Source organism: Aureimonas ureilytica, assembly GCF_001475935.1.
In the GTDB taxonomy this organism is placed as follows: Bacteria; Pseudomonadota; Alphaproteobacteria; order Rhizobiales; family Rhizobiaceae; genus Aureimonas; species Aureimonas ureilytica_A.
This window is the reverse complement of sequence record NZ_LDQA01000069.1, coordinates 46,539-71,283: the sequence shown is the minus strand read 5'-3', so window position 1 is coordinate 71,283 and position 24,745 is coordinate 46,539. Positions and strand designations below refer to the sequence as shown.

At 66.6% G+C, this 24,745-nt stretch carries 23 protein-coding genes and 1 pseudogene; 12 read left to right on the top strand and 12 right to left on the bottom strand.

Translation table 11 applies throughout. The features are described from left to right. From NS365_RS20970 to NS365_RS20955, 4 genes and pseudogenes are all read left to right on the top strand, one after another. A pseudogene (locus tag NS365_RS20970) lies at positions 1-222 on the top strand (imidazole glycerol phosphate synthase subunit HisF); the annotation flags it as partial. Between the two features lie 76 nt (positions 223-298). Then, positions 299-628: a phosphoribosyl-ATP diphosphatase gene (locus NS365_RS20965; protein WP_058602239.1), complete on the top strand. Its 330-nt coding sequence runs from the start codon at positions 299-301 to the stop codon at positions 626-628. Positions 629-633: 5 nt separating this feature from the next. Then, positions 634-1,593 carry a type I pantothenate kinase gene (coaA, locus tag NS365_RS20960; RefSeq protein ID WP_058602238.1) on the top strand — a complete coding sequence of 320 codons (960 nt, stop codon included), beginning with the start codon at positions 634-636 and terminating at the stop codon, positions 1,591-1,593. Positions 1,594-1,742: 149 nt separating this feature from the next. After that, positions 1,743-2,087 (top strand): PilZ domain-containing protein, encoded by a 345-nt coding sequence (locus tag NS365_RS20955; protein WP_058602237.1) that lies wholly within the window; start codon positions 1,743-1,745, stop codon positions 2,085-2,087. A gap of 37 nt (positions 2,088-2,124) precedes the next feature. Here the strand turns inward: NS365_RS20955 and NS365_RS20950 are convergent, their stop codons facing one another. Next, positions 2,125-3,255, bottom strand: coding sequence for an epoxide hydrolase family protein (locus NS365_RS20950; protein WP_058602236.1), 1,131 nt, complete (start codon positions 3,253-3,255; stop codon positions 2,125-2,127). 227 nt (positions 3,256-3,482) lie between these two features. Here NS365_RS20950 and NS365_RS20945 point away from each other — a divergent pair, with 227 nt between their 5' ends. Beyond that, entirely contained in the window at positions 3,483-5,042 is a 1,560-nt protein-coding gene (locus tag NS365_RS20945; protein ID WP_058602235.1) for a glucan biosynthesis protein, read from the top strand. A 192-nt stretch (positions 5,043-5,234) separates the two neighbouring features. Then, positions 5,235-5,912, top strand: a complete 678-nt coding sequence (locus NS365_RS20940) for a hypothetical protein (protein WP_058602234.1) — start codon at positions 5,235-5,237, stop codon at positions 5,910-5,912. On the opposite strand, the gene NS365_RS20935 is transcribed toward NS365_RS20940, so the two are convergent. Both NS365_RS20935 and NS365_RS20930 read right to left on the bottom strand, forming a co-directional pair. Next, entirely contained in the window at positions 5,884-6,492 is a 609-nt protein-coding gene (locus NS365_RS20935) for an alpha-ketoglutarate-dependent dioxygenase AlkB family protein (protein ID WP_058602233.1), read from the bottom strand. The genes NS365_RS20940 and NS365_RS20935 overlap by 29 nt on opposite strands. A gap of 102 nt (positions 6,493-6,594) precedes the next feature. Further along, a complete protein-coding gene (locus NS365_RS20930) occupies positions 6,595-7,254 on the bottom strand; it encodes a helix-turn-helix transcriptional regulator (protein WP_244493363.1) in 660 nt (219 codons plus the stop codon). A 760-nt stretch (positions 7,255-8,014) separates the two neighbouring features. Between NS365_RS20930 and hslU the strand changes: the two genes are divergently transcribed. Both hslU and NS365_RS20920 read left to right on the top strand, forming a co-directional pair. After that, positions 8,015-9,325, top strand: a complete 1,311-nt coding sequence (gene hslU, locus NS365_RS20925; RefSeq protein WP_058602231.1) for an ATP-dependent protease ATPase subunit HslU — start codon at positions 8,015-8,017, stop codon at positions 9,323-9,325. Positions 9,326-9,680: 355 nt separating this feature from the next. Continuing rightward, positions 9,681-10,991, top strand: a complete 1,311-nt coding sequence (locus NS365_RS20920; protein WP_058602230.1) for an MFS transporter — start codon at positions 9,681-9,683, stop codon at positions 10,989-10,991. 58 nt (positions 10,992-11,049) lie between these two features. Here NS365_RS20920 and NS365_RS20915 read toward each other — a convergent pair whose 3' ends face one another. Continuing rightward, positions 11,050-11,850, bottom strand: coding sequence for a class II glutamine amidotransferase (locus NS365_RS20915; protein WP_058602229.1), 801 nt, complete (start codon positions 11,848-11,850; stop codon positions 11,050-11,052). 128 nt (positions 11,851-11,978) lie between these two features. Next, on the bottom strand, positions 11,979-12,731 hold the full coding sequence (locus NS365_RS20910) for an aspartate/glutamate racemase family protein (protein WP_058602228.1): 753 nt from the start codon (positions 12,729-12,731) through the stop codon (positions 11,979-11,981). 173 nt (positions 12,732-12,904) lie between these two features. On the opposite strand from NS365_RS20910, the gene NS365_RS20905 reads away from it, so the two are divergent. Beyond that, positions 12,905-13,366, top strand: a complete 462-nt coding sequence (locus tag NS365_RS20905) for an Lrp/AsnC family transcriptional regulator (protein ID WP_058602247.1) — start codon at positions 12,905-12,907, stop codon at positions 13,364-13,366. 142 nt (positions 13,367-13,508) lie between these two features. Next, positions 13,509-14,474, top strand: coding sequence for a DUF1402 family protein (locus tag NS365_RS20900; protein ID WP_058602227.1), 966 nt, complete (start codon positions 13,509-13,511; stop codon positions 14,472-14,474). On the opposite strand, the gene NS365_RS20895 is transcribed toward NS365_RS20900, so the two are convergent. The 7 genes from NS365_RS20895 to NS365_RS20865 form a co-directional block, all read right to left on the bottom strand. Continuing rightward, positions 14,475-15,251 carry a hypothetical protein gene (locus tag NS365_RS20895; protein ID WP_058602226.1) on the bottom strand — a complete coding sequence of 259 codons (777 nt, stop codon included), beginning with the start codon at positions 15,249-15,251 and terminating at the stop codon, positions 14,475-14,477. Positions 15,252-15,280: 29 nt separating this feature from the next. After that, positions 15,281-18,508: an efflux RND transporter permease subunit gene (locus NS365_RS20890; protein ID WP_058602225.1), complete on the bottom strand. Its 3,228-nt coding sequence runs from the start codon at positions 18,506-18,508 to the stop codon at positions 15,281-15,283. Next, positions 18,505-20,202, bottom strand: coding sequence for an efflux RND transporter periplasmic adaptor subunit (locus NS365_RS20885; protein ID WP_058602224.1), 1,698 nt, complete (start codon positions 20,200-20,202; stop codon positions 18,505-18,507). Before NS365_RS20885 ends, NS365_RS20890 begins: the two co-directional genes overlap by 4 nt. Before the next feature lie 264 nt (positions 20,203-20,466). Beyond that, complete coding sequence (locus tag NS365_RS20880; RefSeq protein WP_058602223.1) at positions 20,467-20,865, bottom strand: helix-turn-helix domain-containing protein; 399 nt, start codon at positions 20,863-20,865, stop codon at positions 20,467-20,469. Continuing rightward, the gene (locus NS365_RS20875; protein WP_058602222.1) at positions 20,862-21,458 is read right to left on the bottom strand and encodes a Smr/MutS family protein; all 597 of its coding nucleotides are present in this window, start codon (positions 21,456-21,458) and stop codon (positions 20,862-20,864) included. Before NS365_RS20875 ends, NS365_RS20880 begins: the two co-directional genes overlap by 4 nt. Then, on the bottom strand, positions 21,455-22,543 hold the full coding sequence (mltA, locus tag NS365_RS20870) for a murein transglycosylase A (protein WP_058602221.1): 1,089 nt from the start codon (positions 22,541-22,543) through the stop codon (positions 21,455-21,457). Before mltA ends, NS365_RS20875 begins: the two co-directional genes overlap by 4 nt. A gap of 29 nt (positions 22,544-22,572) precedes the next feature. After that, positions 22,573-23,265 (bottom strand): Tim44/TimA family putative adaptor protein, encoded by a 693-nt coding sequence (locus NS365_RS20865; protein WP_058602220.1) that lies wholly within the window; start codon positions 23,263-23,265, stop codon positions 22,573-22,575. A gap of 177 nt (positions 23,266-23,442) precedes the next feature. Here NS365_RS20865 and NS365_RS20860 point away from each other — a divergent pair, with 177 nt between their 5' ends. Beyond that, entirely contained in the window at positions 23,443-23,982 is a 540-nt protein-coding gene (locus tag NS365_RS20860; protein WP_058602219.1) for an FxsA family protein, read from the top strand. 151 nt (positions 23,983-24,133) lie between these two features. Further along, positions 24,134-24,634, top strand: a complete 501-nt coding sequence (gene secB / locus NS365_RS20855) for a protein-export chaperone SecB (protein WP_058602218.1) — start codon at positions 24,134-24,136, stop codon at positions 24,632-24,634. Positions 24,635-24,745 lie beyond the last annotated feature (111 nt).

Below are 24,745 nucleotides of genomic sequence, written 5' to 3'. Positions count from 1 at the left end.
TTCTTTTGGCACTCCTTGGCCGTTCTGGTGATCGCCTCTGTCGGCGTCGTCTCCCTCGTGCATCTCTCCGCCGGTTGCCTGCAGGGCGGCGCGGCGGCGGTTCTAGCGGCCTCGATTTTCCGCTTCGGCACCTATACGATCGCTGAAGCCAAGCAGCATATGGCCAAAGCCGGCATTCCCACGCGCCTCGACGCGCACCCCGCCGCGCCCCGCACTCACTGACCCCGCCCGGCGGACCGCCCCCGCGATCCGCCAGCGGTTCGAACTCTTCGCCCGAACTGAGATGACGATAGTTGAGATGACGATGTTCACGCTGGCCGATCTCGAAACCATCGTCGCCGCCCGTGCCCGGTCGGACGACCCGACCTCTTACACCGCCAAACTCGCCGCGCGCGGCCTCTCGAAGGCCGCGCAGAAGCTCGGCGAAGAAGGCGTCGAAACCGTGATCGCGGCGCTGACCGAAAGCGACGCGGCGCTGACCGGTGAGGCGGCTGACCTTCTCTATCACCTCCTCGTCGTTCTGCATCTGCGCGGCCTGCCGCTGTCGGCCGTGATGGACGAGCTTCAGCGCCGCACGGCCCAGACGGGTCTTCAGGAAAAAGCCTCGCGTCCGCAGGGGGCGAGCTGAGCACGATGGACAGCCGCTTGCCCAACCCCGCCTCGTCGCCCTATCGCTTCTTCACCGCGGCCGAATGGGCGACCTTTCGCGGCCGGGAGGCGCTGACGCTGAGCGCGGACGAGGTGCGACGGCTGCGCTCCATGGGCGACCGGATCGATCTCGAAGAGGTCGAGCGCATCTATCTCGCCATGTCGCGCCTGCTCTACGCGCATGTGGAATCTTCGCAGACGCTGTTTCGCCAGCGGCGGCGCTTCCTGCGCGGCTCCGACCAGACCAAGACGCCCTTCGTCATCGGCATCGCCGGCTCGGTCGCGGCCGGCAAGAGCACGACGGCGCGTATTCTGAAGGAGTTGCTCGCCCGCTGGCCGGGCACGCCCAAGGTCGATCTGGTGACGACCGACGGGTTCCTGTTCCCGAACGCCGTGCTGGAAGCCGAAGGGCTGATGCAGCGCAAGGGCTTTCCCGAGAGCTACGATGTCGGCGCGATCCTGCGCTTTCTCTCCGATATCAAGGCTGGCGCGCGCCATGTCTCGGCGCCCGTTTATTCACATTTCGTCTATGACGTCGTGCCCGGCGAGGAAGTGACGGTGGACCAGCCGGATATCCTCATCTTCGAGGGGCTGAACGTGCTGCAGGTCCGCGACATGCCCAAGGACGGCAAGTTCATCCCCTTCGTGTCGGACTTCTTCGACTATTCGATCTATATCGACGCCGATATTGACGACCTGCACCGCTGGTATGTCGCGCGCTTCATGCGCCTGCGCGAAACGGCCTTCCGGGAGGAAGCCTCCTTCTTCCACCGCTATTCCAAGATTACGGACGAGGAAGCACTGGAGGTGGCCAACCGGCTCTGGACCACGATCAACCAGCGCAACCTGTTCGAGAACATCCTACCGACGCGCCCGCGCGCCGACCTGATCCTGCGCAAGGGCGGCGATCATCTGGTCGAGGAAGTGGCGCTGCGCAACATCTGACGGCTCGCAGAATGGGCCCCCTGTCCGCCGCCCTTAACGCAGGTTAACGTCGTTAACCCTAAACATTTGTTAAGCTTGCCCGGTGCCGGCTCATGTTTCATTTAAGGGTTGTGGAACACGCCCTCTTCCATGAAACCGAAGGAGCGGACATGCTGGAAAAGAGACAGGCCAAGCGGCGCCGTGTGTGCCTTCATGGATCGGTGACCGCAGGTCTGACCCATGCGATCATTCCCGTTCAAGTGCGCAATGTGTCCGCGACGGGCGCGCAGATTCGCGTCGCAGACGGCGCTCTGCCCGGCCGCGAGATCGCCTTCCGCGTGGATCGCACGGGCGAGGTTCAGGAGGCGGAGGTGGTCTGGCGCTCCATGGAGCTTTACGGCCTTCGCTTTCGCACGCCGGAGGCGCATCAACCGGGTAGTGTAGAGACCGAGACGCCGACCGACGATCACGATTCCAGGCTGGCCCGCTGGCTTGAAGCGCAGCCGACGCTCTGACGGGCGACCGATCGGGCGCTCGGCCATTCGAAGCGCCCTACCCGCGCGCCCACGCGCGCAAATCCGCCACCAGATGGTCCGGCGCTTCCAGCGCGCTGAAATGGCCACCCTCCGGCATCTCGCTCCAGCGCGACACGGCAAAGCCCTTTTCCACGAAGGCGCGCGAGGGCCAGGGGTGGAGCGGGTCGGGGAAACAGGCAAAGGCGGTCGGCACCTCCACCCTCTGCCCCGGCTTCAACTGGCGGAAACCGGCCTTGGCCGCCGCGCTGTAGTAGCGGATGGAGGAATGGAACGCCCCGGTCGTGTGATAGATCATCGCCGTGTCGACCAGTTCGTCCAGCGTGAAGATCGCCTCGAACGGGCGCGAGCGACGATCCGACCAGTCATGGTAGCGCTCGATGATCCAGCTCGCCTGACGCATCGGATCGTTGCCGACGAGCCATGACAGGCTCTGCGGCCGCGAGCCCTGAAGATGGCGATAGGCCCCCATCTCCGCCTCGATCTCGGCCATCCGCCGCTTCCACGCGCGATCCTCTTCACTCTCGGGCTCGGCGCCGGGATGGGGAAACATCATGGTAAGATGGATGCCCTCCAGCGAGCCGGGATGGCGCAGCGCCAAAAGCGAGGTGACCAACGCGCCCCAGTCGCCTCCATGGGCGCGGTATGTCCTGTATCCCAGGACATCGCGCATCAGGGCGTCGAAGAGATCGGCTGTCCGCGCCTGATCCACGGTCTCGGCCGGATGGTCGGAAAAACCGAAATTCGGCAGGCTGGGGATCACGAGATCGAACGCGTCCTCCGCCCGGCCGCCGAAGCGCGAGGGATAGGCGAGCGGCTCGGCGACGCGCCAGAACTCGCGAAAGGAGCCCGGCCAGCCATGGCTCATCAGGAGCGGCCGCCGCCCCTCGGCCTCGCCCACGATATGGACGACATGCAGCCCGACGCCCTCCACTTCGACCCGGACTTGCGGGAAGCGGTTGAGCCGCGCCAGCGCCGCCTCGCGCTCGTAATCCTCCAACCAATGCCGCTGGACCAAGCGCAGGAAAGCGGGATCGCAGCCCATGCTCCAGCCTTCGCCCTCCGGCGCGGGGGCGAACTCGTAGGCTGCGACACGCGCGCGAACGCGCTCGAACAGTTCGGGCGTCCAACTCACTTCGAACGGGGTCATGGCGTCTGGTCCGCTGATGTCTTCGGAAGGAAGACGCCGACGACGGCAGGGCGGTTGCACGAAAAAGGGCGTTCGCTGCCGCACCGGGGTCTCGCTCCGCCGGCCATGCCAGCCCCGCCATATCCCCGCCGCCTCGCTGTTGCAGAGCGGAAAGGCTTGGCGTCCAGTTGACAGGACCGCATGATGGCTCCTACTGCCGCCCGACTTCGAAAGGGATCTGACCGCGCATGACGATCGACCTCACCCGCCGTGACCTGATGATGGGCCTTGCCGCGCTGGGCCTTGCGGGCCAGACCAAGCTGGCCTTGGCGCAGGAGAAGGGGCTGACCTTCGACGCGCCCCAGCCCTTCTCGTTCGACCGCCTGGTGGAGCGCGCGCGCCAGATGGCCGCCGAGCCCTATGTGCCCGAAGTACCCCGCGCGGCCGATATTCTGGAGCGCATCGACTTCGATCAGCACTGGCGCATTAAGTTCAAGTCGGAAGACACGCTGGAGCTGAACAACGGCAAGGCGCCGATCCGCTTCTTCTTCCTCGGGCGCTATTTCAAGCTGCCGGTGGGCATCCATGTGGTGGAGAACGGCGAGGCGCGCACGCTGCGCTACGACCCCAATCTGTTCCAGATCCCCGACGACAGCCCGGCCAAGGAATTGCCCGATGATATCGGCTTCGCCGGCTTCCGCGTGCTGGAGCCGGGCTCGGAGGCCGATTGGCTGGCTTTCCTCGGAGCGGCCTATTTCCGCACGTCCGGCGAGGACAATCAGTTCGGCATGTCGGCGCGCGCGCTCGCCATCGATGTCGCCATGCCGACGCCCGAGGAATTCCCGCGCTTCACCGACTTCTTCCTGGAGCCCTCGAAGGATGGGCAGCTCGTCATCACCTGCCTTCTGAACTCGCCGCGCGTGGCGGGCGTCCTGCGCATGGACGTTAAGAAGGGCGGGCCGATCGTCATGGACATCCAGGCCCGCTATTTTGCGCGCGACGACATCGCCCGTTTCGGCATCGCGGCGCTGACCTCGATGTACTGGTATTCCGAGACCGACAAGCAGCGCCGCATCGACTGGCGGCCGGAAGTCCACGATTCCGATGGTCTGGCGCTCTGGACGGGCACGGGCGAGCGCATCTGGCGTCCGCTCAACAACCCCAACAACGTCATGACCTCGACCTTCACCTCGGACTCGCCCAAGGGCTTCGGCCTTCTCCAGCGCGACCGCGACTTCAAAAACTACGAGGATGACGGCGTGTTCTACGAGCGCCGTGCCAGCGTCTGGGTTCAGCCCAAGGGCGACTGGGGTCCGGGCGCCGTGCAGCTCGTGGAAATCCCGACCGACGACGAGATCCACGACAATATCGCCGCCTACTGGCTCTCGGCCAAGCCCGTGAAGAAGGGCGATGCGATCAGCCTCGACTACGATCTCTACTGGGCCAACAAGCAGCCCTTCCCCGGCGATGTCGGCGTGGTCGTCTCCACGCGCCTGGGGCGCGGCGGTGTCGCGGGTCAAGCCCGCCCCGCCGGCGTCACCAAGATCGTCGTCGATTTCGACGGCGGACTGGTGGCCAAGCTCGGCCGCTTCGACAAGGACGTGAAGCCCGTCGTCACCGCCTCGCGCGGCACGATCAGCAATGTGGACGCCTATTCGGTGAAGGTCGGCACCGCCTGGCGCGTGACCTTCGACGTCGCGGCCGAGGGCACGGAGCCGGTGGAACTGCGCCTCTTCCTGCGCCAGGGCGACACGATCCTGACCGAAACCTGGGCCTACCAGTTCCTGCCGCTGCCCAAGGCCGGCTGAGGTTCTGCCAGAACCTTCGAGACACGAGCGGAAGGCCGGCCGATGCGCCGGCCTTTTTCGTGAAAGCCCAAGGCCGCTTTGTCGCAGACGAAAGCGGCCGCCCCCTGCCCTATGTCAGCCCTTCTCGCGATGGCGGATGGGGCTTGAGATGCAGAGCAGAAACCGGGTTCAGACGACCGCGGGCGGGCACTGATGGCGACCCTCGTCACGGTGCTGCGCGGCGGCGGGCGCTACACACCGCTTTGGGTGGAGCGGCTCTGGGCGGGCGCGCGGCGTCACGCGCCGGGCTTCACGCGCTGCCTCTGCCTCACCGACATGGAGTTTGCCATCGAAGGCGTCGAGCGTGTGCCTCTGCGCGAGACATGGCCGATCTGGTGGTCCAAGATGGAGGCGCTGCGCCCAGGCTTGGTCGAGGGCACGGCGCTTCTCTGCGACCTCGACACGGTATTTTCGGGCGACGCCTCGGCGCTCAGCGAACCCGGCCTCTGCGCCATGGAGGATCACTTCCACAAGACGCGCCTGTCGAGCGCGCTTCTGCGCTGGGAGGGCGATCAGCTCGGCTTCGTCCACGACGCCTTCCGAGCGGACCCCGAGCGCTGGATGAAGCCGGGCTCCTGCGGCCCGGTGCCCAACGCCGTGCATGGCGATCAGGTGGTCATCGACCATCTCCTGCGCCAGCGTGGCATCAAGCCGGACTTTTTCCAGCATCGCCATCCCGCTCTTCTCGACTTCTACGACCCGGATAATCCCCATCCCGGCCCAGTGCTGATCTTCATCGGGGACGCCAAGCCCGATCTCGCGACCGAGCCCGTCGCCTCGCTCTGGCGGGGAGATACCTCTATCAGGCAGGCCGAACCCGCCGAAGCGTGAGATTGATGCGCCCGCCCCTGGGCAGCAAGGTGGAGGTGTCGGGATAGATGCGGTCCACCCCGTGAAACGCGAGGCGGCTCGCGCCGCCCAGCACCAGCACATCGCCGGACTTCAAGCGAAACGAGCGCGTCGGGTCGCTGCGCTCCAGCCCACCCAAGCGAAACAGCGCCTCGTCGCCCAGCGAAACGGAGACGACGGGCGCGGCAAGGTCCGCCTCGTCCTTGTCCTGATGCAGACCGAGCTTGGCGGATCCGTCGTAGAAGTTCACCAGACAAGCTTCCGGCGGCGCGGGCGAGGCGGACACCTCGTCCCAAAGCTGGAGAAGCACGGGTGGGATGGCGGGCCAGAGCGCGCCGGTTTCGGGATGGTCCCGCTGGTAGCGATAGCCCGCGCGATCCGACACCCAGCCGAGCGACCCGCAATTGGTCATGCGCACCGAGAAGGGTTTTCCTGTGCGGGGCATGGCCGGGCGATACAGCGGGGCCTCGGCGACGACGGCGCGGATGGTCTCTACCAGTTCTTCCTGCGCCGCGCGCCCGAAGAAGCCCGGCCAGAAGCGCACGCCCGGCTGAAGCTCCATCGTCGGTCTGCCTTCTATCATCCCAAAGGACATAGGCGCCGAGCCGCCGCTCCGCCACCCGGAAAGCCCGAGCGGCTCAAGAGAGGGAGCGCGGCGGCTGACTTACGAAAGATAGCCGAGCTGCGCGGCCAACGCGACCGCATGGGTGCGGTTGGAGGCGTCGAGCTTGCGCGTCGCGGAGGTCAGATATTGCGAGATCGTGTGTTCCGACAGTTTCAGGATGGTGCCGATCTCGGACGAGGTCTTGCCGAGCATGGCGAGCTTGAGGCAGTCGCGCTCGCGCCCTGTCAGCGGATTGTTGCGCCGGTTCTCTTCGAAGCGGATGCAGCTCAGCATTCCGAAGGCGCTGAAAGCCACGAGATGCAGCGCGTCGGCCACCTCTTCCGAGATGGGCGGACCGGCGCCGAAGAAGCAGAGAACGCCATTGAAGCCCGTCAGCCCATGCACCGGGCAGTAGACGCCCGACAACATGCCCGTCGCGCCCAGAAAGCGCGCCTGGGGCAGCATGTCGGGGTCAGCGGGGTCATAGCCGTAGAGCGTTTCGGCGTCCCAGACGAGCGGCAGCACGCCGCCCTTCAGCGCCCGCAGAACGGGCGTGAAACGGTTGAGGCCATTGCGCTCGAAGCCGCGCCGGAACTCCTCGCTCCAATTCGAAAGGACAAGTCGCATCTCCGCCCCCGCATCGTCGGACGAGGGGATCGAAAGGAGAGCGAACGTCGTAAATCCATGCTGGACGGCGATGGTTTCAAGACTGCTCGCCAATCCCTCCAACGTCCATGGTCGCGGTGCTCCTTCGAGCATCAAGCTGAACCCATCCTTCATTACGCCAGCGCGTCCACCATCAACAGGCGAGAGAACGAGGAGTTACAAACCATGGCCATTCCTTCCGCAGACTACCGCGTAAGCCGGGCGACGAGGCCGCGCGCACCGGCTCTCAAATTCATCTAACCGCAAATTCGCCACCATTCGACCCCCGAGGGGTCATAAAATTGGGCAGGCACATACAGTTTGGTTAATTAAATTTAAATGACAAACAACCATTGGTTGGAACAGCCCCCAGAGCCGGGAAAATAACATAGGCCGGAATTTGTCACGGAAAAAACTCATCTTCCGCTTCGGAAGTTGGAAAAGTTTGCCAAGCTTGGGGATACGATAACTCGCATCGATTGCGTTCTATTCATTTTATCCGCTCGCCTGTAAAACGAGCAGAGGTTGAATCCGTGGGCGGATACGCGCCGATTCGAGCTTGGCGACCCCTTGATCGTGCCCTGTCGAAAGACCTGATCGCGCCGCGCACAAGCGCTGGGTCTGCCGGTTTTCTTTTATTGGCCGGGCAAGGATGGCAGCGACCTCGGGTTCCGCCGAGGATGCTGCCCGGTCTTGGCGCGTCAGATGGGCACGGCGGTCAGCTGTCAGCCTTGCCGCGCGGAGCCCTCTGGCACAGGCTCCTTGCGCTCCCCATCTGCAGCACTGTTTCCTTCCGCCATGACCCTTCCGGCGACCAGTACGAGACCCTGAAAGCATGACCGACTTTTCCCCCCGCGAGATCGTTTCCGAGCTGGATCGCCACATTATCGGGCAGCGCGAGGCCAAGCGCGCGGTGGCCGTGGCACTGCGCAATCGCTGGCGCCGGCAGCAGCTGACGGGTTCGCTGCGCGAGGAGGTCAGCCCCAAGAACATTCTGATGATCGGACCCACCGGCGTCGGCAAGACGGAGATTTCGCGCCGTCTGGCGAAGCTCGCCGGCGCGCCCTTCCTCAAGGTCGAGGCGACGAAGTTCACCGAGGTCGGCTATGTCGGCCGCGATGTCGAGCAGATCGTGCGCGATCTCGTGGAGATCGGCATCGGCCTCGTGCGCGAGAAGAAGCGGGCCGAGGTGCGCGCCAAGGCCCATGCCGGGGCCGAGGACCGCGTGCTCGACGCGCTCGTCGGCAAGACCGCCTCGCCCGCCACGCGCGACAGCTTCCGCAAGCGCCTGCGCGCCGGCGAGCTGGACGATAAGGAAATCGAAATCGAGGTGGCCGACACGTCCAACCCGATGGGCGGCATGGACATTCCCGGAATGCCCGGCGCCAATATCGGCGTCCTCAACCTCTCCGAAATGTTCGGCAAGGCGATGGGCGGGCGCACCAAGACGCGCCGTACCACCGTCAAGGAGAGCTACGAGCTTCTGATCTCGGAGGAATCCGACAAGCTGCTCGACAACGAGGCCTTGGTTGCCGACGCCATCGCGGCGGTCGAGAACAACGGCATCGTCTTCCTGGACGAGATCGACAAGATCGCCAACAAGGACGGCATGGGCGGCGGCGCAGGCGTCAGCCGCGAGGGCGTGCAGCGCGATCTTCTGCCGCTGGTGGAAGGCACGACGGTCGCCACCAAGCACGGGCCGGTGAAGACCGATCATATCCTTTTCATCGCGTCCGGCGCCTTCCATGTCGCCAAGCCCTCGGACCTCCTGCCCGAGCTTCAAGGCCGCCTGCCGATCCGCGTCGAGTTGCGCGCGCTGACCAAGGACGATTTCCGCCGCATCCTGACGGAGACCGAAGCCTCACTCATCAAGCAGTATGTGGCGCTGATGAAGACCGAGAACGTGACGCTCGACATCACCGACGACGCGATCGACGCGATCGCCGATCTCGCCGTTTCGCTGAACGGCTCGGTCGAGAATATCGGCGCACGGCGTCTTCAGACGGTGATGGAGCGCGTGCTGGACGACATCTCCTTCGAGGCGCCCGACAAGGGCGGCGAGACCTTCCGCGTCGATGCCGACTATGTGCGCAAGGCGCTCGACGGCATTGCAGGCAATGTCGACCTGTCGCGCTTCATTCTCTGACGGCGTTTGTTCTTCTCTTTCATGGGCCGCGTCCGAAAGGGCGCGGCTTTTTTTGTGTTTGAAGGACGGATCATCGCCCGCCGCGTTTCCGGTTGTGACGAGAATGGCGACCCATATCAGGCAAACCTCGGACCGGGTGCGCACCGAGCCTAACCGCCCGAAATCACGACGATACTCGCTGGGCGCGTGGTGGGCTGAACACTCCATCGAGCCCGCCTCCCGACCTTAGACACACGTTCGACCAACAGGGACACGCTGCTCTTCCCGCACTGCGGTCTCTTGACGCAGCCGCGAAGGGAGAACCAAATCAGCGCCCCGTCCCGCGCTCCTTGCGCCTCTGCCTTGGTTCCAGCCCATGTCCCGAGCCCTGCCCTTCGAAACCGCCCTGGAGGCTGCCGGCACCGGCCGCTTCCAACGCAAGCTGCTTCTGACCTTCGGCCTCGTCTGGGCCGCCGATGCCATGCAGGTTCTGGCGATCGGCTTCACCGCCGCTTCGATCGCGGCGAGCTTCGGCCTCACCGTGCCGCAAGCGCTGCAAACCGGCACGCTGTTCTTTCTGGGAATGCTCGTCGGGGCCTTCGTCTTTGGGCGGCTGGCGGATCGGATCGGGCGGCGGCGCGTCCTGATCCTCACCATCCTGATCGACGCCCTATTCGGCATCGCCTCGGCCTTCGCGCCCGATTTCACCTGGCTCCTGGCCCTGCGCTTCCTCACCGGCCTCGGCGTCGGCGGCACGCTGCCGGTGGACTATGCGATGATGGCGGAGTTCCTGCCGCCCCAGAAGCGCGGGCGCTGGCTGGTCATGCTGGAAGGGGCCTGGGCGCCGGGCACCGTGCTGGTGGCGCTCGCCGCCCTCGCCGTGCAGTCGAGCGGCGCGGCCGAGCCCTGGCGCGTTCTGTTCTTCATCACCGGCGCGCCAGCCATCATCGGGCTCTTCATCCGCTTCTGGGTGCCGGAATCGCCCATGTATCTTCTGCGAAAGGGGCGGGAGGCGGAGGCGCGCGCCATTCTGGACAGCGTTGCCAGCGCCAACGGCACCACGCTTCCCGCCGGCACGCTGACCCTGCCCACGCCCCGCCAGGGCGGCTCAATCTTTTCGGCGGCGCTGCGCGGCGTCACCCTGCCGGTTCTCGCCGTCTGGTTCCTCGTCTCGATGAGCTATTACGGCGTCTTCGTCTGGCTGCCCGTTCAGCTCGCGGGACAAGGCTTCGGCTTTGTGCGCGGACATTGGTTTCTGGTGCTGGTCGCGCTCGCCCAGATCCCCGGCTATGCGCTGGCGGCCTTTGGCGTGGAGCGATGGGGCCGCAAGCCGACGCTGATCGGCTTCCTGCTTCTGAGCGCCGTCGGCTGCGGGCTCTACGGGCTCGGCCTCAGCGATGCGCTGGTGGCGAGCGCGACGCTGATCCTGAGCTTCGCGCTGCTTGGCACGTGGGGCGCGCTCTATGTGATCACGCCCGAGCTTTACCCGACCGAACTGCGCGCCACCGGCATGGGTAGCGCCGGGGCCATGGCGCGGCTCGGCGGCCTCGTCGCGCCCTCGCTGCTCGCCCCGATCATGGCGGCAAGCTTTGCCGGCGCGCTCGGCCTTTATGCCGCGCTTCTGGTTCTGGCCGCCGTTGCGGTGACGCGGATCAGGGTCGAGACGCGCAACCGCGCGCTGGCCTGAGGCCTAGGAACCGGGAACAGTCCCTTCGGGTCGGTCGACCGGGTCTAACCCAAGCCGCTCAGGCGGCCCGGATCGCGCCTTGATGGGGGGCATCGACATTGAAGGGACGCAGGAACATGCGTCCCGTCCGGTCCGCTTCCAGCACGCTGCCGGGCGGAATGGCGCGCCAGCCCGCCGCGTCCCGCCCGCAGGGCTCGGAGGCGACGAGAAGACTCGCCCCCTCGCTGCGGGCATAGAGCGAAGGCGGCTTGTCGTCGCTCGCCCAGCGAAAGGCGAAGAGCCGCTCGCCGTCCGAATGCACGGCGGCAAAGCGCACCGGCTCGTCCGACACCGCGCCGCGCATTGCCTCGATCTCGCTCAGCGTATCGCGAAACGCCGCGACGGGATCGCTCTCCAGCCCACGGCTGAGGGCGGCCAGAAAGATCGCCTCGGAGTCGCAGGTGCCCTTGCGCGAGGGATAGAGCGCGTCGGAAATCATGCCTTCGACGCGCCGGCGCAAGCCCGCATAGCCGCCGATCTGGCCATTGTGCATGAAGAGCTGCTGGCCATGGGCGAAAGGGTGGCAATTGCTGGTGGAGACGCCGCCGCTGGTCGCCGCCCGAACATGGGCCAGAAACAAGCCGGAGCGGATCTGCCGGCAGAGCGAGGTGAGATTGGCGTCCGACCAAGCCGGCAGAATACCGCGATACAGGCCGGGCTCGGCCCGCTCGCCATACCAGCCAAGGCCGCAGCCATCTCCGTTCACCACGGTGCGCGCCTCGCGCGCGGCCATGGATTGCGACACGAGGGAGCCTTCCGGGCGGATCAGGAGATCTTCCAGAAACAGCGGCGTCCCGGCATAGGCGAGTAGGCGGCACATGGGCGGGCAATCCAAGGCGAATGCGGCAGATGTTCGACCGAGGCATCGGCCGAACCGTCCCGTCAGCCGATGGCGAGGAAGCGGGGCCTTGCGGCCACAGACCCCCGCGCCGTCAGTGACGCTTCAGCCTATGCTGCAACGCGTTCGCGAAGCTTGGCATTCTCCGTCTCTATGACGGTTTCCTGACCTTCGCCGAGGGCGAAGCGCACCGCCGCTGCCGCGTGGATTTCGGTGGAGCAGAAGCCCGGCAGGGCGAGCGCGTCGGGGCGCACCAGAAGCCCTATCTCGGTGCAGCCGAGGATCACGCTGTCGGCGCCCGCCGCGCGTCCGCGCTCCACCACGGCCTCGAAGGCACGGGCCGAGCTGGGGTCGACATGACCGGCGCACAGTTCTTCGAAGATGACGCGGTGCACCAGCGTGCGATCTTCGGCATTCGGCACGATCGGGCGAAAGCCGACAGCCGCTTCCATCCGGTCGGCATAGAAGCCGTGTTCCATCGTGTAGCGCGTGGCCAGAAGCAGCGGGCGCGAATGGCCGGCCTGCTTCAGCGTCTCGCCCGTCTCACGGATGATATCGATCAGCGGAATGGAAACGGCGACCTGCACCTCGGCCGAGACGAGATGCATCGTGTTGGTGCAGATAAGGACGCAGTCCGCACCCGCGCGCTCCAGGCGGCGCGCGCTGTCGGCCAGCATCTCGGCCGCCAGATCCCAGCGCCCCGTCTTCTGCAGCGCGACCACGGCCGAGAAATCGAGCGAATGGAGCAGCACGTCGGCCGAGGCGAGTGGCGAGCGCGCCGCGCGCACCGCCTCGTTCAGGAGGCGATAATAGGTGGCGGTGGATTCCCAGCTCATGCCGCCGATCAGCCCGATGCGCTTCATATGTCCGTCCCCGTCTGGTGGTGCGATCCCTGCCACACAGGATGACGCCCCCGCCGCGAAAGCGGGATGCGATCTTTCCGAGATCGACGCGAATTCCCGCACATTCAACGCGCGTTATGACCGAATGGCGCGCTTCTCTTGCGCAAGGCTTCGGCTTCGTGCATCCCTGCCCCATGCTGGACGATCGAGATCACCAACTCCTCACCCTGCTTCAGGACGATGCCGACCGTTCGGTGGCTGATCTGGCCGAGCGTCTCGCCCTGTCGCCCTCGGCCTGTTCGCGCCGCATCCAGCGCTTGAAGGACGAAGGCTACATCGCGCGCCGCGTGGCGCTGGTGGATCGCAAACGCATCAACCTGCCGACGACGATCTTCGTTCTGGTGAAGACGGCGCGGCATGAGAAAGGCTGGCTGGAGGAGTTTCACGCCGCCGTCGGCGCAATCCCGGAGATCGTCGAGGTGCATCGGCTGACCGGCAGCGTCGATTACATCCTGAAGATCGTGCTGCCCAATGTCGAGCATTACGATACGATCTACAAGCGCCTCGTCGCCAAGGTGAGCCTGGCCGACATGTCGGCCTTCATCTCCATGGAAACGGTCAAATCGCTGACGGCCGTGCCGACGCGCTATGCCTGAGTGTTTCACGTGTGACACGCTCGTCGTTAAAAGAGCTGGGTAATGTTTCGACCGGCAGGCTCTTGATCTAAGACAGCCCGGTCGCCTCACGCTCGCCGCAAACCATGCGGATAGGCAGGCCCGTCCGATCGAAGGTCGATCCATGTCCCGTTTACTCGCCGCGCTTCTGGCGGGCTTCCTGCTGGCTCACCCCGCTCAGGCGCAGTCCGTCGTCACCGTTCCGCCGGGCAATCGCAACGCCACGCAGCCCGCCATTCCGAGCTTCTCCTATACGCGCACGGCCGCGACGGGCGGCAATTTCACGTCCAAATATCAGAAGATCCACGACCTTCTGGCGACCAATCGCGACCTACAGAACAAGATTCGCTCGGCAGCGAAACTCTATGGGATCGACCCGATCCATATCGCGGGCGCGTTGGTCGGCGAGCACACGTTCAATGTGGACGCGCTGGACCGGATTCAGACCTATTACGTCAAGGCCATGTCTTATCTGAACTCCGGCATCGACTTCTCCTACAAGGGGGAGTCGGTGGAGAGCTTCGTGGCGCGGCCCGAGTTCAACCGCTGCCAGCGCGCCAAGGGCGACGAGGCGCTGTGGAGCTGTCGTGAGCAGGTCTTCGAGCAGAGCTTCCGGGGCAAGACAGTGGACGGGCGCTCCTACCCCGACAATCGCTTCGGCGCGGTCTTCTTCCAGCCCTATTATGCCGGACAGACCTTCGGCCTCGGCCAGATCAACCCGATGACGGCGCTGGCCGTGTCCGATATCGTGCATCGCGTCTCCGGCTATCCCGACATCGAGATGAACCGGGCGGGCGAGGTCTATGCCGCGATCATGGACCCCGACAAATCTCTTCACTACATGGCGGCGGTGATCCGCTCCTCGATCGACAAGTATCGCGAGATCGCCGGCTTCGACATTTCCAAGAACCCTGGAATCACCGCGACGCTCTACAATGTCGGCGACCCGATCACCCGCGCGCGACGGCTGAAGGCGGAGAATATCCGGCGGCAGGCGAGCGGCCAGCCCGCGCGGATGCCTGAGGAAAACTATTACGGCTGGCTCGTGAACGAGAAGCTGGACGACCTGCGCGCCATCTTCCCGCAGTAGTCAGGCCGACCGCAGCGGATGCAGGCGCAGCCGGCCTTCCCGCTCGCGCCGCTCTACCCAGCGACGCTCGGCCGCCCAGTCATGCCCCTCCCAACCGGCGAAGCCGAAGCCATAGACATCGACGATCCGCCTCACGCGCCGCAGGCGACTCAGCAGCCAGTAGAGCGCCAGGAAGCCCGAACTCGGCACCCCATCCTCGCGCCCGCCCTCGCGGCTCAATGCGGCGCGGGCAGCGAAGAACAGCGGATCGTTGAAGATCCAGACCGGCGCGCCGCGCGGGCTCAGCCGCGCGCAGAGTTCGGGCGTCCAGTCATGCTCGCCTCCCGCCCGCTTCTCGGGCAAGGGAGTCGGGCGGCGTCGCTCGTCCACGCCGGGGTCGATCGGCAGAAGGAAGCCTTGCGCGTGGCGGATCGCGGCGCGGCGGCGGAAGCTCACATCCTCCAGCCACTCGCGCGTCTGCCCGCCGAAATTCATGAGAACGAGATGGGTGAGCCGGCGCCCCGTCGCCGCGCCGAAGCCCTGTGCATTGTTGAAGCGGATCACCCAGTCCGCCCGGTCCACCGCCGCACCGATCCGCCCCGCCTCCGGCGCATTGCCGACCACGGCGATGCTCTGCGGCCGGTCGGGTGCGGGGCGATCCGGCCCATGGCGAGGCGCGGGTCGGCCGCGGCCGGGGGCGAGCGGCGTGATGTCGTCCAGAAGCCGCCGCGTTTCGAGCGTGCGCGCCGGGCGCGAACCCGGCAGACGTGGAAGGGGCAGGAGTGGGATGGCGGGCATCGGGGTGTGCGGCCTCGGCAGTCGCTCCGTCATTCGGCCGGAACCGCCGTGCCGCCTTCGCTCGTAGCCTTTTCCTTGTCCTTGCCGCGCGCCCCGAAATGCCAGGGCAGGCGCTCGTTCGGATCACGCCGCTCCTTGGCGCGGTTCTTCTCACGGCCCCAGAACTTGCCGCCCCGCCCTTCGCCCAGCCGCTCGAACAGGGCGAAGAGGGCCGGCACGATGAAGATGCCGATCATGGTCGCGGCCAACATGCCGCCGATCGAGGCGATGCCGATCGCGTTGCGCGAGGCCGCGCCCGCGCCGCTCGCCGTCACCAGCGGCACGAGGCCGAGGATGAAGGCGAGCGCCGTCATCAGAACCGCGCGGAAGCGCTGGCGCGCGCCGGTGATCGCGGCTTCCGTGATTTCCATCCCGTCCAGCTCGCGCCGCTCCTTGGCGAACTCCACGATCAGAATGGCGTTCTTGGCGGCCAGGCCGATCAGCATCACCATGCCGATCTGCGAATAGATGTTGGAGGTCTGGCCGAACAGGGCCAGCGCCCCCGCCGCACCCGCCGCCGCGATGGCGATGGAGAGCATGACGGTGAGCGGCTGGAGCCAGCTTTCATACTGCGCCACCAGGAAGAGATAGGCGAAAACGAAGGCCAAACCGAAGGCGAGATAGGTGACCGAGCCCGCCTGCCGCTCTTGATAGGACGTGCCTGAGAACTGATAGCTGTAGCCCGCCGGCAGGGTCTCGCGCGCCACCTCTTCGAGGGCGGTGAGCGCCGCGCCCGAGGAGTAGCCCGCTGCCGGCTGGCCGGTGATCTGCGGGGCGGTGAAGAGGTTGAAGCGCGGCACGGAATAGGGGCCGAAGGTCGTGTCCACCGAGACGAGCGAGCGCAGCGGCACCATCTCGCCACCGGAATTCTTTGCATAGAGCTGGCCGATATCGGCCGTCTTGGTGCGCGCGTCGGCTTCGGCCTGGAGGCGCACCTGGAAGATCTGCCCCTGATAGATGAACTGGTTCACATAGGTCTCGCCCATGGCGCCGCCGACCGTGTTGTAGATGTCGGAGACGCTGAGGCCGAGCGTTTGCGCGCGGTCGCGGTCGATTTTCATGTAGAGGCGCGGCACGTCGGCCGAGAACGTCGTGCGGGCCGTTTCGATCTCGGGCCGCTCGTTGGCCGCCGCCACAAAGGCATTGGCGACTTGGGCCACCTCGGCGGGGTCCTGCCCCTGCTGTGCCAGAAGCTCGAAGGTGAAGCCGCCGACCGAGCCGAGGCCGGGGATCGGCGGCGGCGGGAAGGCCGCCACCTGCACACCGGGAATGGCGGCGAAGCGCCCATTGAGTTCAGCCAGAATGGCGAAGAGATCGCGCCGCTCGCCCCAAGGCTTGAGCGTAACGATGCCGAGACCGCCGGATGAGCGCTGCGAGGACTGGAGCAGCGAATAGCCGGCATTCAGCACATAGGCGTTCACGCCCTCCGTCTGGGAAAGAATGTCCCCGATCTCCAGCATGGCCTCGGTCGTGCGCTGAAGCGAAGCGCCATCGGGCAGCGACACGTCGAACAGGATCGCGCCTTGATCCTCGTCCGGCAGGAGCGTCGAGGGCAGGTTGACGAAGGAGACGAAGGCGATGGCAAAGCCGAGCGCGAGCACGCCGAGCGCCAGAAGCACGCGGCGCACCAGAAAGCCGACCGAGCGCGCATAGGCATTGCGCGTCTTGTCGAGACCGACATTGAACCAGCGCAGCGGACCCCAGGCGGCGCTGGGCGGGCGCAGCATGGCAGCGGTGAGGGCCGGCGTCAGCGTCAGCGCCACGATGGAGGACAGCACCATCGAGACCGACAGCGCGATGCCGAACTGGCGATAGAGCTGGCCGGACAGGCCGGGCAGGAAGGTGGTCGGCAGGAACACGGCGAGCAGGACCAGCGTCGTGGAAACGATCGGCCCGGTGATCTCGCGCATGGCGAGGCGCGTCGCCTCCACGCGGTCGATCTTCCGCTCGGTCATGACGCGCTGGACGTTTTCGACCACCAGAATGGCGTCGTCCACCACGAGGCCGATGGCAAGGATCAGCGCCAGAAGCGTGATGACATTGATCGTGAAGCCGATCGCCAAGAGCACGGCGAAGGTGCCGATCAGCGACACGGGGATCGCGAGCGCGGGAATGAGCGTCGAGCGCCAGTCCTGCAGGAAGACGAAGACCACCACCACGATGATCACGGCGGTGATGGCGAGCGTCAGCACGATCTCATGAATCGTCGCATCCACGAATTGCGTGGAATCGTAGATGATCTCGTATTGCAGCCCTTGCGGGAACGAGGTCTGGAGCCGGTCCAGCTCGGCGCGGATGGCGGTGACGGTCTGGAGCGCGTTGGCGCCGGGCGCCTGGTTGATCTGGATCGTCTTGCCCGGATTGTCGCGGACATAGGTGTTGACCGCGTAGCTCTCCGAGCCAAGCTCGACCCGCGCCACATCCTTCAGCCTGATAATGGCCCCGGAGGGCTCGGCGCGCACCACGATGTTCTCGAACTGCTCAGCCGTGTTCAGCTGGCCTTGCGAGGTGATCGTATAGACGAGGGCCTGACCGTCCGGCGCGGGCGCGCCGCCGATCTGACCGGTGGAGGCCGGCAGGTTCTCGGCTGCGATCGCCGACGTGATGTCGGACGGGGCGATGGAAAGCGCGGCCATGCGGGCCGGATCGGTCCAGACACGCATGGAATAATCGGCATTGCCCAGCACATTGGCGTCGCCGACGCCCTCGACGCGCTGAAGCGAGGTCACCACGTCGGACGAAAGATAGGCGCCGATATCGATGGTCGAAATCTGCCCGCCTTCGGAGAAGAAGGCCACCGCCATCAGGAAGTTGGGCGAGCGCGAGCGCACCGTGACGCCCTGGCGCGTCACCGCTTCGGGAAGCTGTGCGGTGGCGAGCTGCACGCGGTTCGACACGTTGACCTGCGCGATGTCGGGGTCGGTGCCGATGGCGAAGGTGATGGAGAGCGAATAGGTGCCCGAATCCGTCGAGGTCGAAGACATGTAGATCATGTCCTCGACGCCGTTGATGGCGCGCTCCAATGGATCGCCCACGGCCTGCGCCAGCACGGTGGAATCCGCGCCGGGATAGTTGGCGGACACGCTCACCGTCGGCGGCGTGATCTCGGGATATTGCGAAACGGGCAGGACAAGGATCGCCAGGAGACCCGCCAGAACCACGACGATGGAGATGACGCCGGCAAGGCGCGGACGGCGGATGAAGAGATCGGAAATCATCGGGCGGACGAGCCCGATGCGGACGAGCCCGACGACGCACCGCCCTCGGTCCCGCTGCCACGCGCCGCAGCGCCCTCGCCTCCCGCGCCCTCGCCTTCCGTGCCTTGGCCGCCCTCGGACGGCTGGCGCGTCTGGCGGCGGGCCTGCGCTTCGGCCTCGGCCTGTTCCTGCGTCACGGGGCGCACCTTGGTACCTTCCTTGACCTTGGCCGAGCCGCGCAGGATCAGCGTCTCGCCGCCGTTCAGGCCTTTGGTCACGGCGCTCATATTGTCGATCGTGCGGCCGACCTCGATCGGGCGGCGCTCGACGCCATTGTCCGGCGTCACGACGAGCACCGCGCGTCCCTCTCGCGAGAACTGGATCGCGGCCTGCGGCACGACGGGCAGCGTCGGCGGGTTGCGCTCGCTCGCCACCAGCGTCACGTTCTGGTTGGCCAGCAGGAACTTGCCCTGATTGGGAAAGCGGATGCGCGCTTCCACCGTTCCCGTCGTCTGGTTGACACTGTTGCCGACGAAATCGAAGCGGCCGGGCGGCTCGTAGAGCGCGCCGTTCGGCAGGCGAAGCTGAAGGCGGTAGTCCGTCGCGACCGCCCGGTCGGACGCATTGGCGGTGGCACTCACCGTTTGCGCGCCGTCCGGCAAAGGCGGCGCACCGGCCGCGCCCGTGCCGGCGGCCGTGGCGATGGGCGCTGCGCCCTCGCCGCCCGTGGAGGAGGTCATTTCGGACGAGGCGACCATGTCCTCCCCGCCCGCTGCCGCGTCGCCTTGGTCCTCGCCACTCGCTTGCCCATTGGGCCGGGCGCTCGCCACAGGCGTTTCATCGGCCTGCTGCGGCCCGACGCGCTGCCAAGTGACGAGCTGATCCTCGCCGATCGGGAAGACGCCCCAGATCGGGTTCATCTGGGTGAGAGCCGCGAGATCGCCGCTGGTCGCGGAGACGTAATTGCCGCGCGTGATGAGCGGCGCGGACATTTCGCCGTCGATCGCGGCCTCGATGCGCGTGTAGGACAGATTCAGCTGGGCCTGCGTCAGCGAAGCCTGCGCCTGAAGCAGCTGGGCTTCGGCGTTTTCCAGATTGGCGGTCGCGTCTTCCAGCGTGGCGCGGGCGGTGACACCCGAACGCGCCAGTTCGTTCTGCCGGTCGAAATTGCGCTGGGCCTGATTGCGCGTCGCTTGCGCGCCGGAAAGCTGCGCCTCGGCCGCGCGCACGGCCGCCTCGTATTGCGCGGGCTCGATCTGAAACAGGAGATCGCCGCGCTTCACCTGCTGTCCGCCATTGAAGGCGACATCCTGGATATAGCCCTCGACGCGGGCGCGCACGGCCACCTTCTCGATCGGCTGAATCGTGCCGATGAACTCGAACGTGTCGCCCACGGCACGCGTTTCGACGCGCTGGACGATCACGGCGGGCGGCTCGCCCTTCTGGTCACCGCCCTCGTGCTCGGCCTGCCCGCCGCCCTTCTGCTTCTTCTCCTCGCCGCCGAACCAGCCGGCCATGAAGCCGGGCAGTTCGACCCGGCCGATCAGCGGCAACTCGACGCCGGACGCTTTCTCGGCCTCGCCCTTTCCGCTTTGCCCCTCCCCGCCCGAGCCTTGCGCCGCAGCCGGGCCGGCCAGCGCGAGAGCAAGGGTGACGAGCGCCGGTGCAAGGCGCAGGCGCGCGCGAAGGCTGGATGGGCCAAGAAGATTGCGCATGGAATTGTCCCGACGGAAGTCCGGCCGCCACGGGTCGGCGCGGCCTCGAACATCATGAGGGAGCTAACGGAGCCTCTCGAACCCGGTTGCATCGCGAGATCGTGATAGGCTGCGACAGGTCGTCCGACCCGGATCGGGTTTGCGGGGAGTGCGTGGCTTCCCCCCAGCATCGCTGAGCAACTCGAAATTGCGCGCCTCGGTCAGGCGAGGCCGACAGCGCAGAGAGCCCGCCGCACACATCACCACGGCTTGCCGATCAGGCTCTCAACGGCGCTGGCGCCGCGCCCGGCGCAAGATTTCTGCGCGCGCGGCGGCTTCTTCCAGATGCGCCAGAAGCGCGGAAATATCTTCGGGTGCGAGCGTGCCGATCGTCTCGGCCAGCCGGTTGGCGAGCGTCGTCGCCTCAGGGCTGAGCCCGCCCGTTTCCACCGTCACCTTGGGATGCGACAGGGCGGCGAGGCGCTGAAGCTCCTCCGCATCGTCCCAGATGACGTTGAGATAGCCGATGATGCGCTGGAGCAGATCCCAGCTCGGGCGACCGCGCCGGCCATGTTCCAGCGCCGAGAGATAGGCGGAGGAGACGTTCAGCGCCGCCGCCATCTGGCCCTGCGTGATGCCGCGCTCGCGGCGCAGCTCCCGCAGCTTTTCGCCAAAGGGGGTCATTTCCGGCGCACCCGGACATAGAAGGCCCCCTCGCCGCCATGGCCACGCTCGGCGGGCTCGTAGCCGGCCACGAGCGAGCGGAATTCGCCCGTCGCGAACCAGTGCGGCATGGCGCGCTTCAAGGTGCCGGTGGAGCCGAAGGACGCGCCGCGCCCGGTGATGACGAGCACATGCCGCAGCCCCCTGACCTGCGCCTGCCGAAGAAAGAACAGGAGAATGCCATGGGCCGTCGCCTCGGTCTGCCCATGCAGGTCGATGCGATCGTCCAGCGCGATGCGGCCCTTGCCGATCTTGCGCCGGACGGGCCGCTCGATCGGATGCAGTGGTGGCAGGCGCGAGGGAGCCGAGGGCGCGGGGCCGGATGCGGCACTGGGCGGCGCGCTCCAGGCCTGCGGCAGATCCATATCGGCGCGCACGCGGGTTTTGGTGGTGGGTGGCTTAGGATGCACGGGCGGCGGAGGGGGAGGTGGCGCAATGTCCTCCTCCGGCAGGTCGGGCAGGCCCTTGCCTTTGAGCGGCGTCGCGGTGCGCGCGATGGAGACCCAGAGCCGGGCCTCCTCCTGCGACAGGGAGCGGGAGCGGCGCTTCTTCATGGCGCTTCGCCCATCGCCAGAGGCAAGAGGACGGTCCAGCGCGCGGGATGGCGGATCATCCCGGCGAGCGTACCCGCCGTCTCGCCCGAGCCCGTGAAGAGATCGCCGCGCCCCGCGCCGATGATGGCCGAGCCCGTGTCCTGCGCGATGACGAGCCGACGAAAGGGCACGCCTTCCACGATCAGCTCGGGCGCACCCACCAGGATCGGCGTGCCATAGGCGGTGAACCCGGCATCCACCGCGAGCGAGGCCATGGGAGTCAGCGACACGCCCTGCCCTCCGATCGGCCCGGCCTCGGGGTCCGCGCCCTCGATCTCGCGAAAGAAGATGAACGACCGATTGCGGCGCATCAGGGCCGGCGCGCGCTCCGGGTGCGCGGCGAGCCAGCGGCGGATGCCGGCCATATCGGCCTCTTCCAGCGGCAATTCGCCCTCAGCCACCAGCACGCGGCCGATCGCCGTGAAGCGGTGCCCGTTCTTGGCGCTGTAGCCGACGCGCAGGGTGGAGCCGTCCTCCAACCGCAGCCGGGCCGAGCCCTGCACATGAACGAAGAAGGCGTCCACGGGGTCGGCCAGCCAGACGAGTTCCAGCCCCTGCGCCGACAGCCAGCCATCCTCGATCGCCGCGCGGTCGGGATAGGGCACCAGGCGGCCGGACGCATCCAGCCGCGCGAAGCCCTGCGCGTCGTCCAGTCCCTCGGGCAGCGGCTCGGATGGGGGCAAGCGCACGAGATCGGGCGGCGCGCGGTAAAGCGGAACGGGAAAGGCCGGCGAGCGCATGCGCGAGGCGGGAAGCTCGGGCTCGTAATAGCCGGTCAGGAAACCCGGCGCATCGTCCGTAGAGCGCGCCGGGCGGAAGAAGCGCTCGAAGAAGCGCCGGGCCTCGTCCGGGGTACGGGCGGGATCTCGCAAGGCCGCCTCGGCCGCCGCACGAAACGGCTCCCCCCGCGCGCCGGCCTCTGCGGAGAGAAGCGCGGGAGCGGAGCGTGAAAACGCCAGAAAGGCCGGCGTCGGATCGACAGCCGGCCAGTCGGGCATCGCCTCGAAGGATAGGAGCCGCCAGGGCGGCAGATCGGGAGGAGACATGGCGTCGAAACCTTGAACTGCCGAGGGGTCTACTCCTCGGATTCGGTTTCCACCAGCTTCCAGTTCGGATCGCGCGAGCGCGTGTCGCGGGCGAAGGTCCAGACATCGCGCACTTCGGCCACCGTCTCGGGGTCGCCATCCACCACTTCGCCCTTGGGGCCGAGCGTGGCGGAGATGAGCTGGGAGACGATGCGCAGCGTCACGAAGGCCTCGCGGCCCTTCAGCTCGGCCGCGACGACGCTGGCATTGTCGATGCCCACGAACGAGGACTGGACCCGCTCGCCCTTCGCCTCGCGCTCGTTGATCGAGGTTTCGAAGCCCTGGTAGACCTCCGGCGAGAGGAGGTTCTTGAGAAGCTTGCGGTCGCCATCGGCAAAGCCCGTCACGACCATTTCATAGGCCGTGCGCGCGCCGTTGAGGAACTGCTCGATGTCGAACGTGGAATCGGCGTCCTGAATCCGGCGCAGACCTTCATTGGCCGGCGTGCCGATCGGCGCAGCCTTGTCGATCGCCTCGTAGCGATTGGCCGGCTCTTCGGCCGGGACGCGGCGCGAGGGAAGCGTCACGACATTGCCCTCAGGCCGCCCCACGGCATTGTCGTTGGTGCGGGAGTACGGGTCGTAGGGCGGGCGCTCATGGCCCGTACGACGGCCGAGCACGCTGCGGAGCTGATACAGCACCACGGCCGCCACCACGATGAAAAAGATCGTCCCGAAACCCATGAAGCCGGATCTACCCTGCAAGAAGACTTGATCGACTCAGCATATAGAGACACCGGGCCGTGCATTCAAATTCACGAAAACGCGTCTTATGTGTTCTCCTGTCCAGCGGGCCGCCGAAGTTCGGGAATGATCCCGGCAAACGACACCCGCTTTTCGAGGAGGAGAGTTCGACCCGCCATGCCGCTGATCCTTGTTCCGGTCATCCTACTGGCCTTGCCGCTTCTGGAGATCGGCACCTTCATCTGGGTCGGCAGCCATATCGGCATCGGCTGGACCCTACTTCTGGTGATCCTGTCCGTGGTGGTGGGCGCTGGCCTTCTGAAGCGTCAGACGCTTTCGACGCTGCGCGCCGCGCAGGCCGAGGCGCGAGCGGGGCGCTTGCCCGAGCGCGAGATCGTGCATGGCGCGATGATCACGCTGGCCGGCATCCTTTTGATCATCCCCGGCTTCCTGTCCGACATCGTGGGCCTCGCGCTGTTCCTGCCGCCGGTGCGCGATCTCGTCTGGCGTGCCCTGCGCCGTCGCATCACCGTCACCACCGCGCCGGGCTATGGCGCCCGCCCGCCGGTGCGCCCGCATGTGGTGGATCTGACGGACGGCGAGTTCGCGCGCCGCGCCGACGGCTCCAGCCCCTGGATTCAGCTGGAGCGCGACGAGCCCTTCCGCCGCCCCAACGGACCGGACGGCAAGCCCGACGACAAGCCGACGCTGCACTGAGCGGACCCGGCTCCCGCTGTTCGAAACGAAGCGGAAAGGGGCGGATCACCGCCCCTTCTTGTTTTCGCACCCGGCGCCGTGGTAGCGCAGCCCCCATCCGCTGCGCCGGAGTCAACGGCGTTTCTTCTCCAGTCAACTCCGCGAGGACCTCATGTCCGAGACCCATCAGAACGGCGTCAACGGCGCCGAGCCGCAGCAGGAGGCCCCGAGCCTCAACATCCTGGCGCAGTACATCAAGGACCTGTCCTTCGAGAGCCCGCAGGCGCCCGGCGTCCTGCGCGCGCAGCCCCGCGCCCCCGGCATCAATATCGGCGTCAATGTCGGCGCGGTCCCCGTGCAGGACGGCGACAACGAGTATGACGTCAAGCTCACGCTGAACGCCCAAGCCGGCGAAGGCGCCGAGACATTGTTTCACGTGGAACTTCAGTATGGCGGCGTGTTCCGTCTGGCTGGCTTCCCGCAGGAGCACATGCTGCCGGTTCTCTTCATCGAGTGCCCGCGTCTTCTCTTCCCCTTCGCGCGCCAGATCATCGCCGATGTCACGCGCAATGCCGGCTTCCCGCCGCTGATGATCGACCCGATCGATTTCGCCGCGCTCTTCACGCAGCGCATGGCCGAAGAGCGCGCCCGCTCGCAGGTCCAGACGGTCTGATCGCCATCGTTTGACCCGATTGGAAAGGCGCCCCGGTGACACCACCGGCGGCGCCTTTTTCATACACGTTTCACGTATCGAAAAAGTCGGGATTCCGCTTCCCTTCCCTTG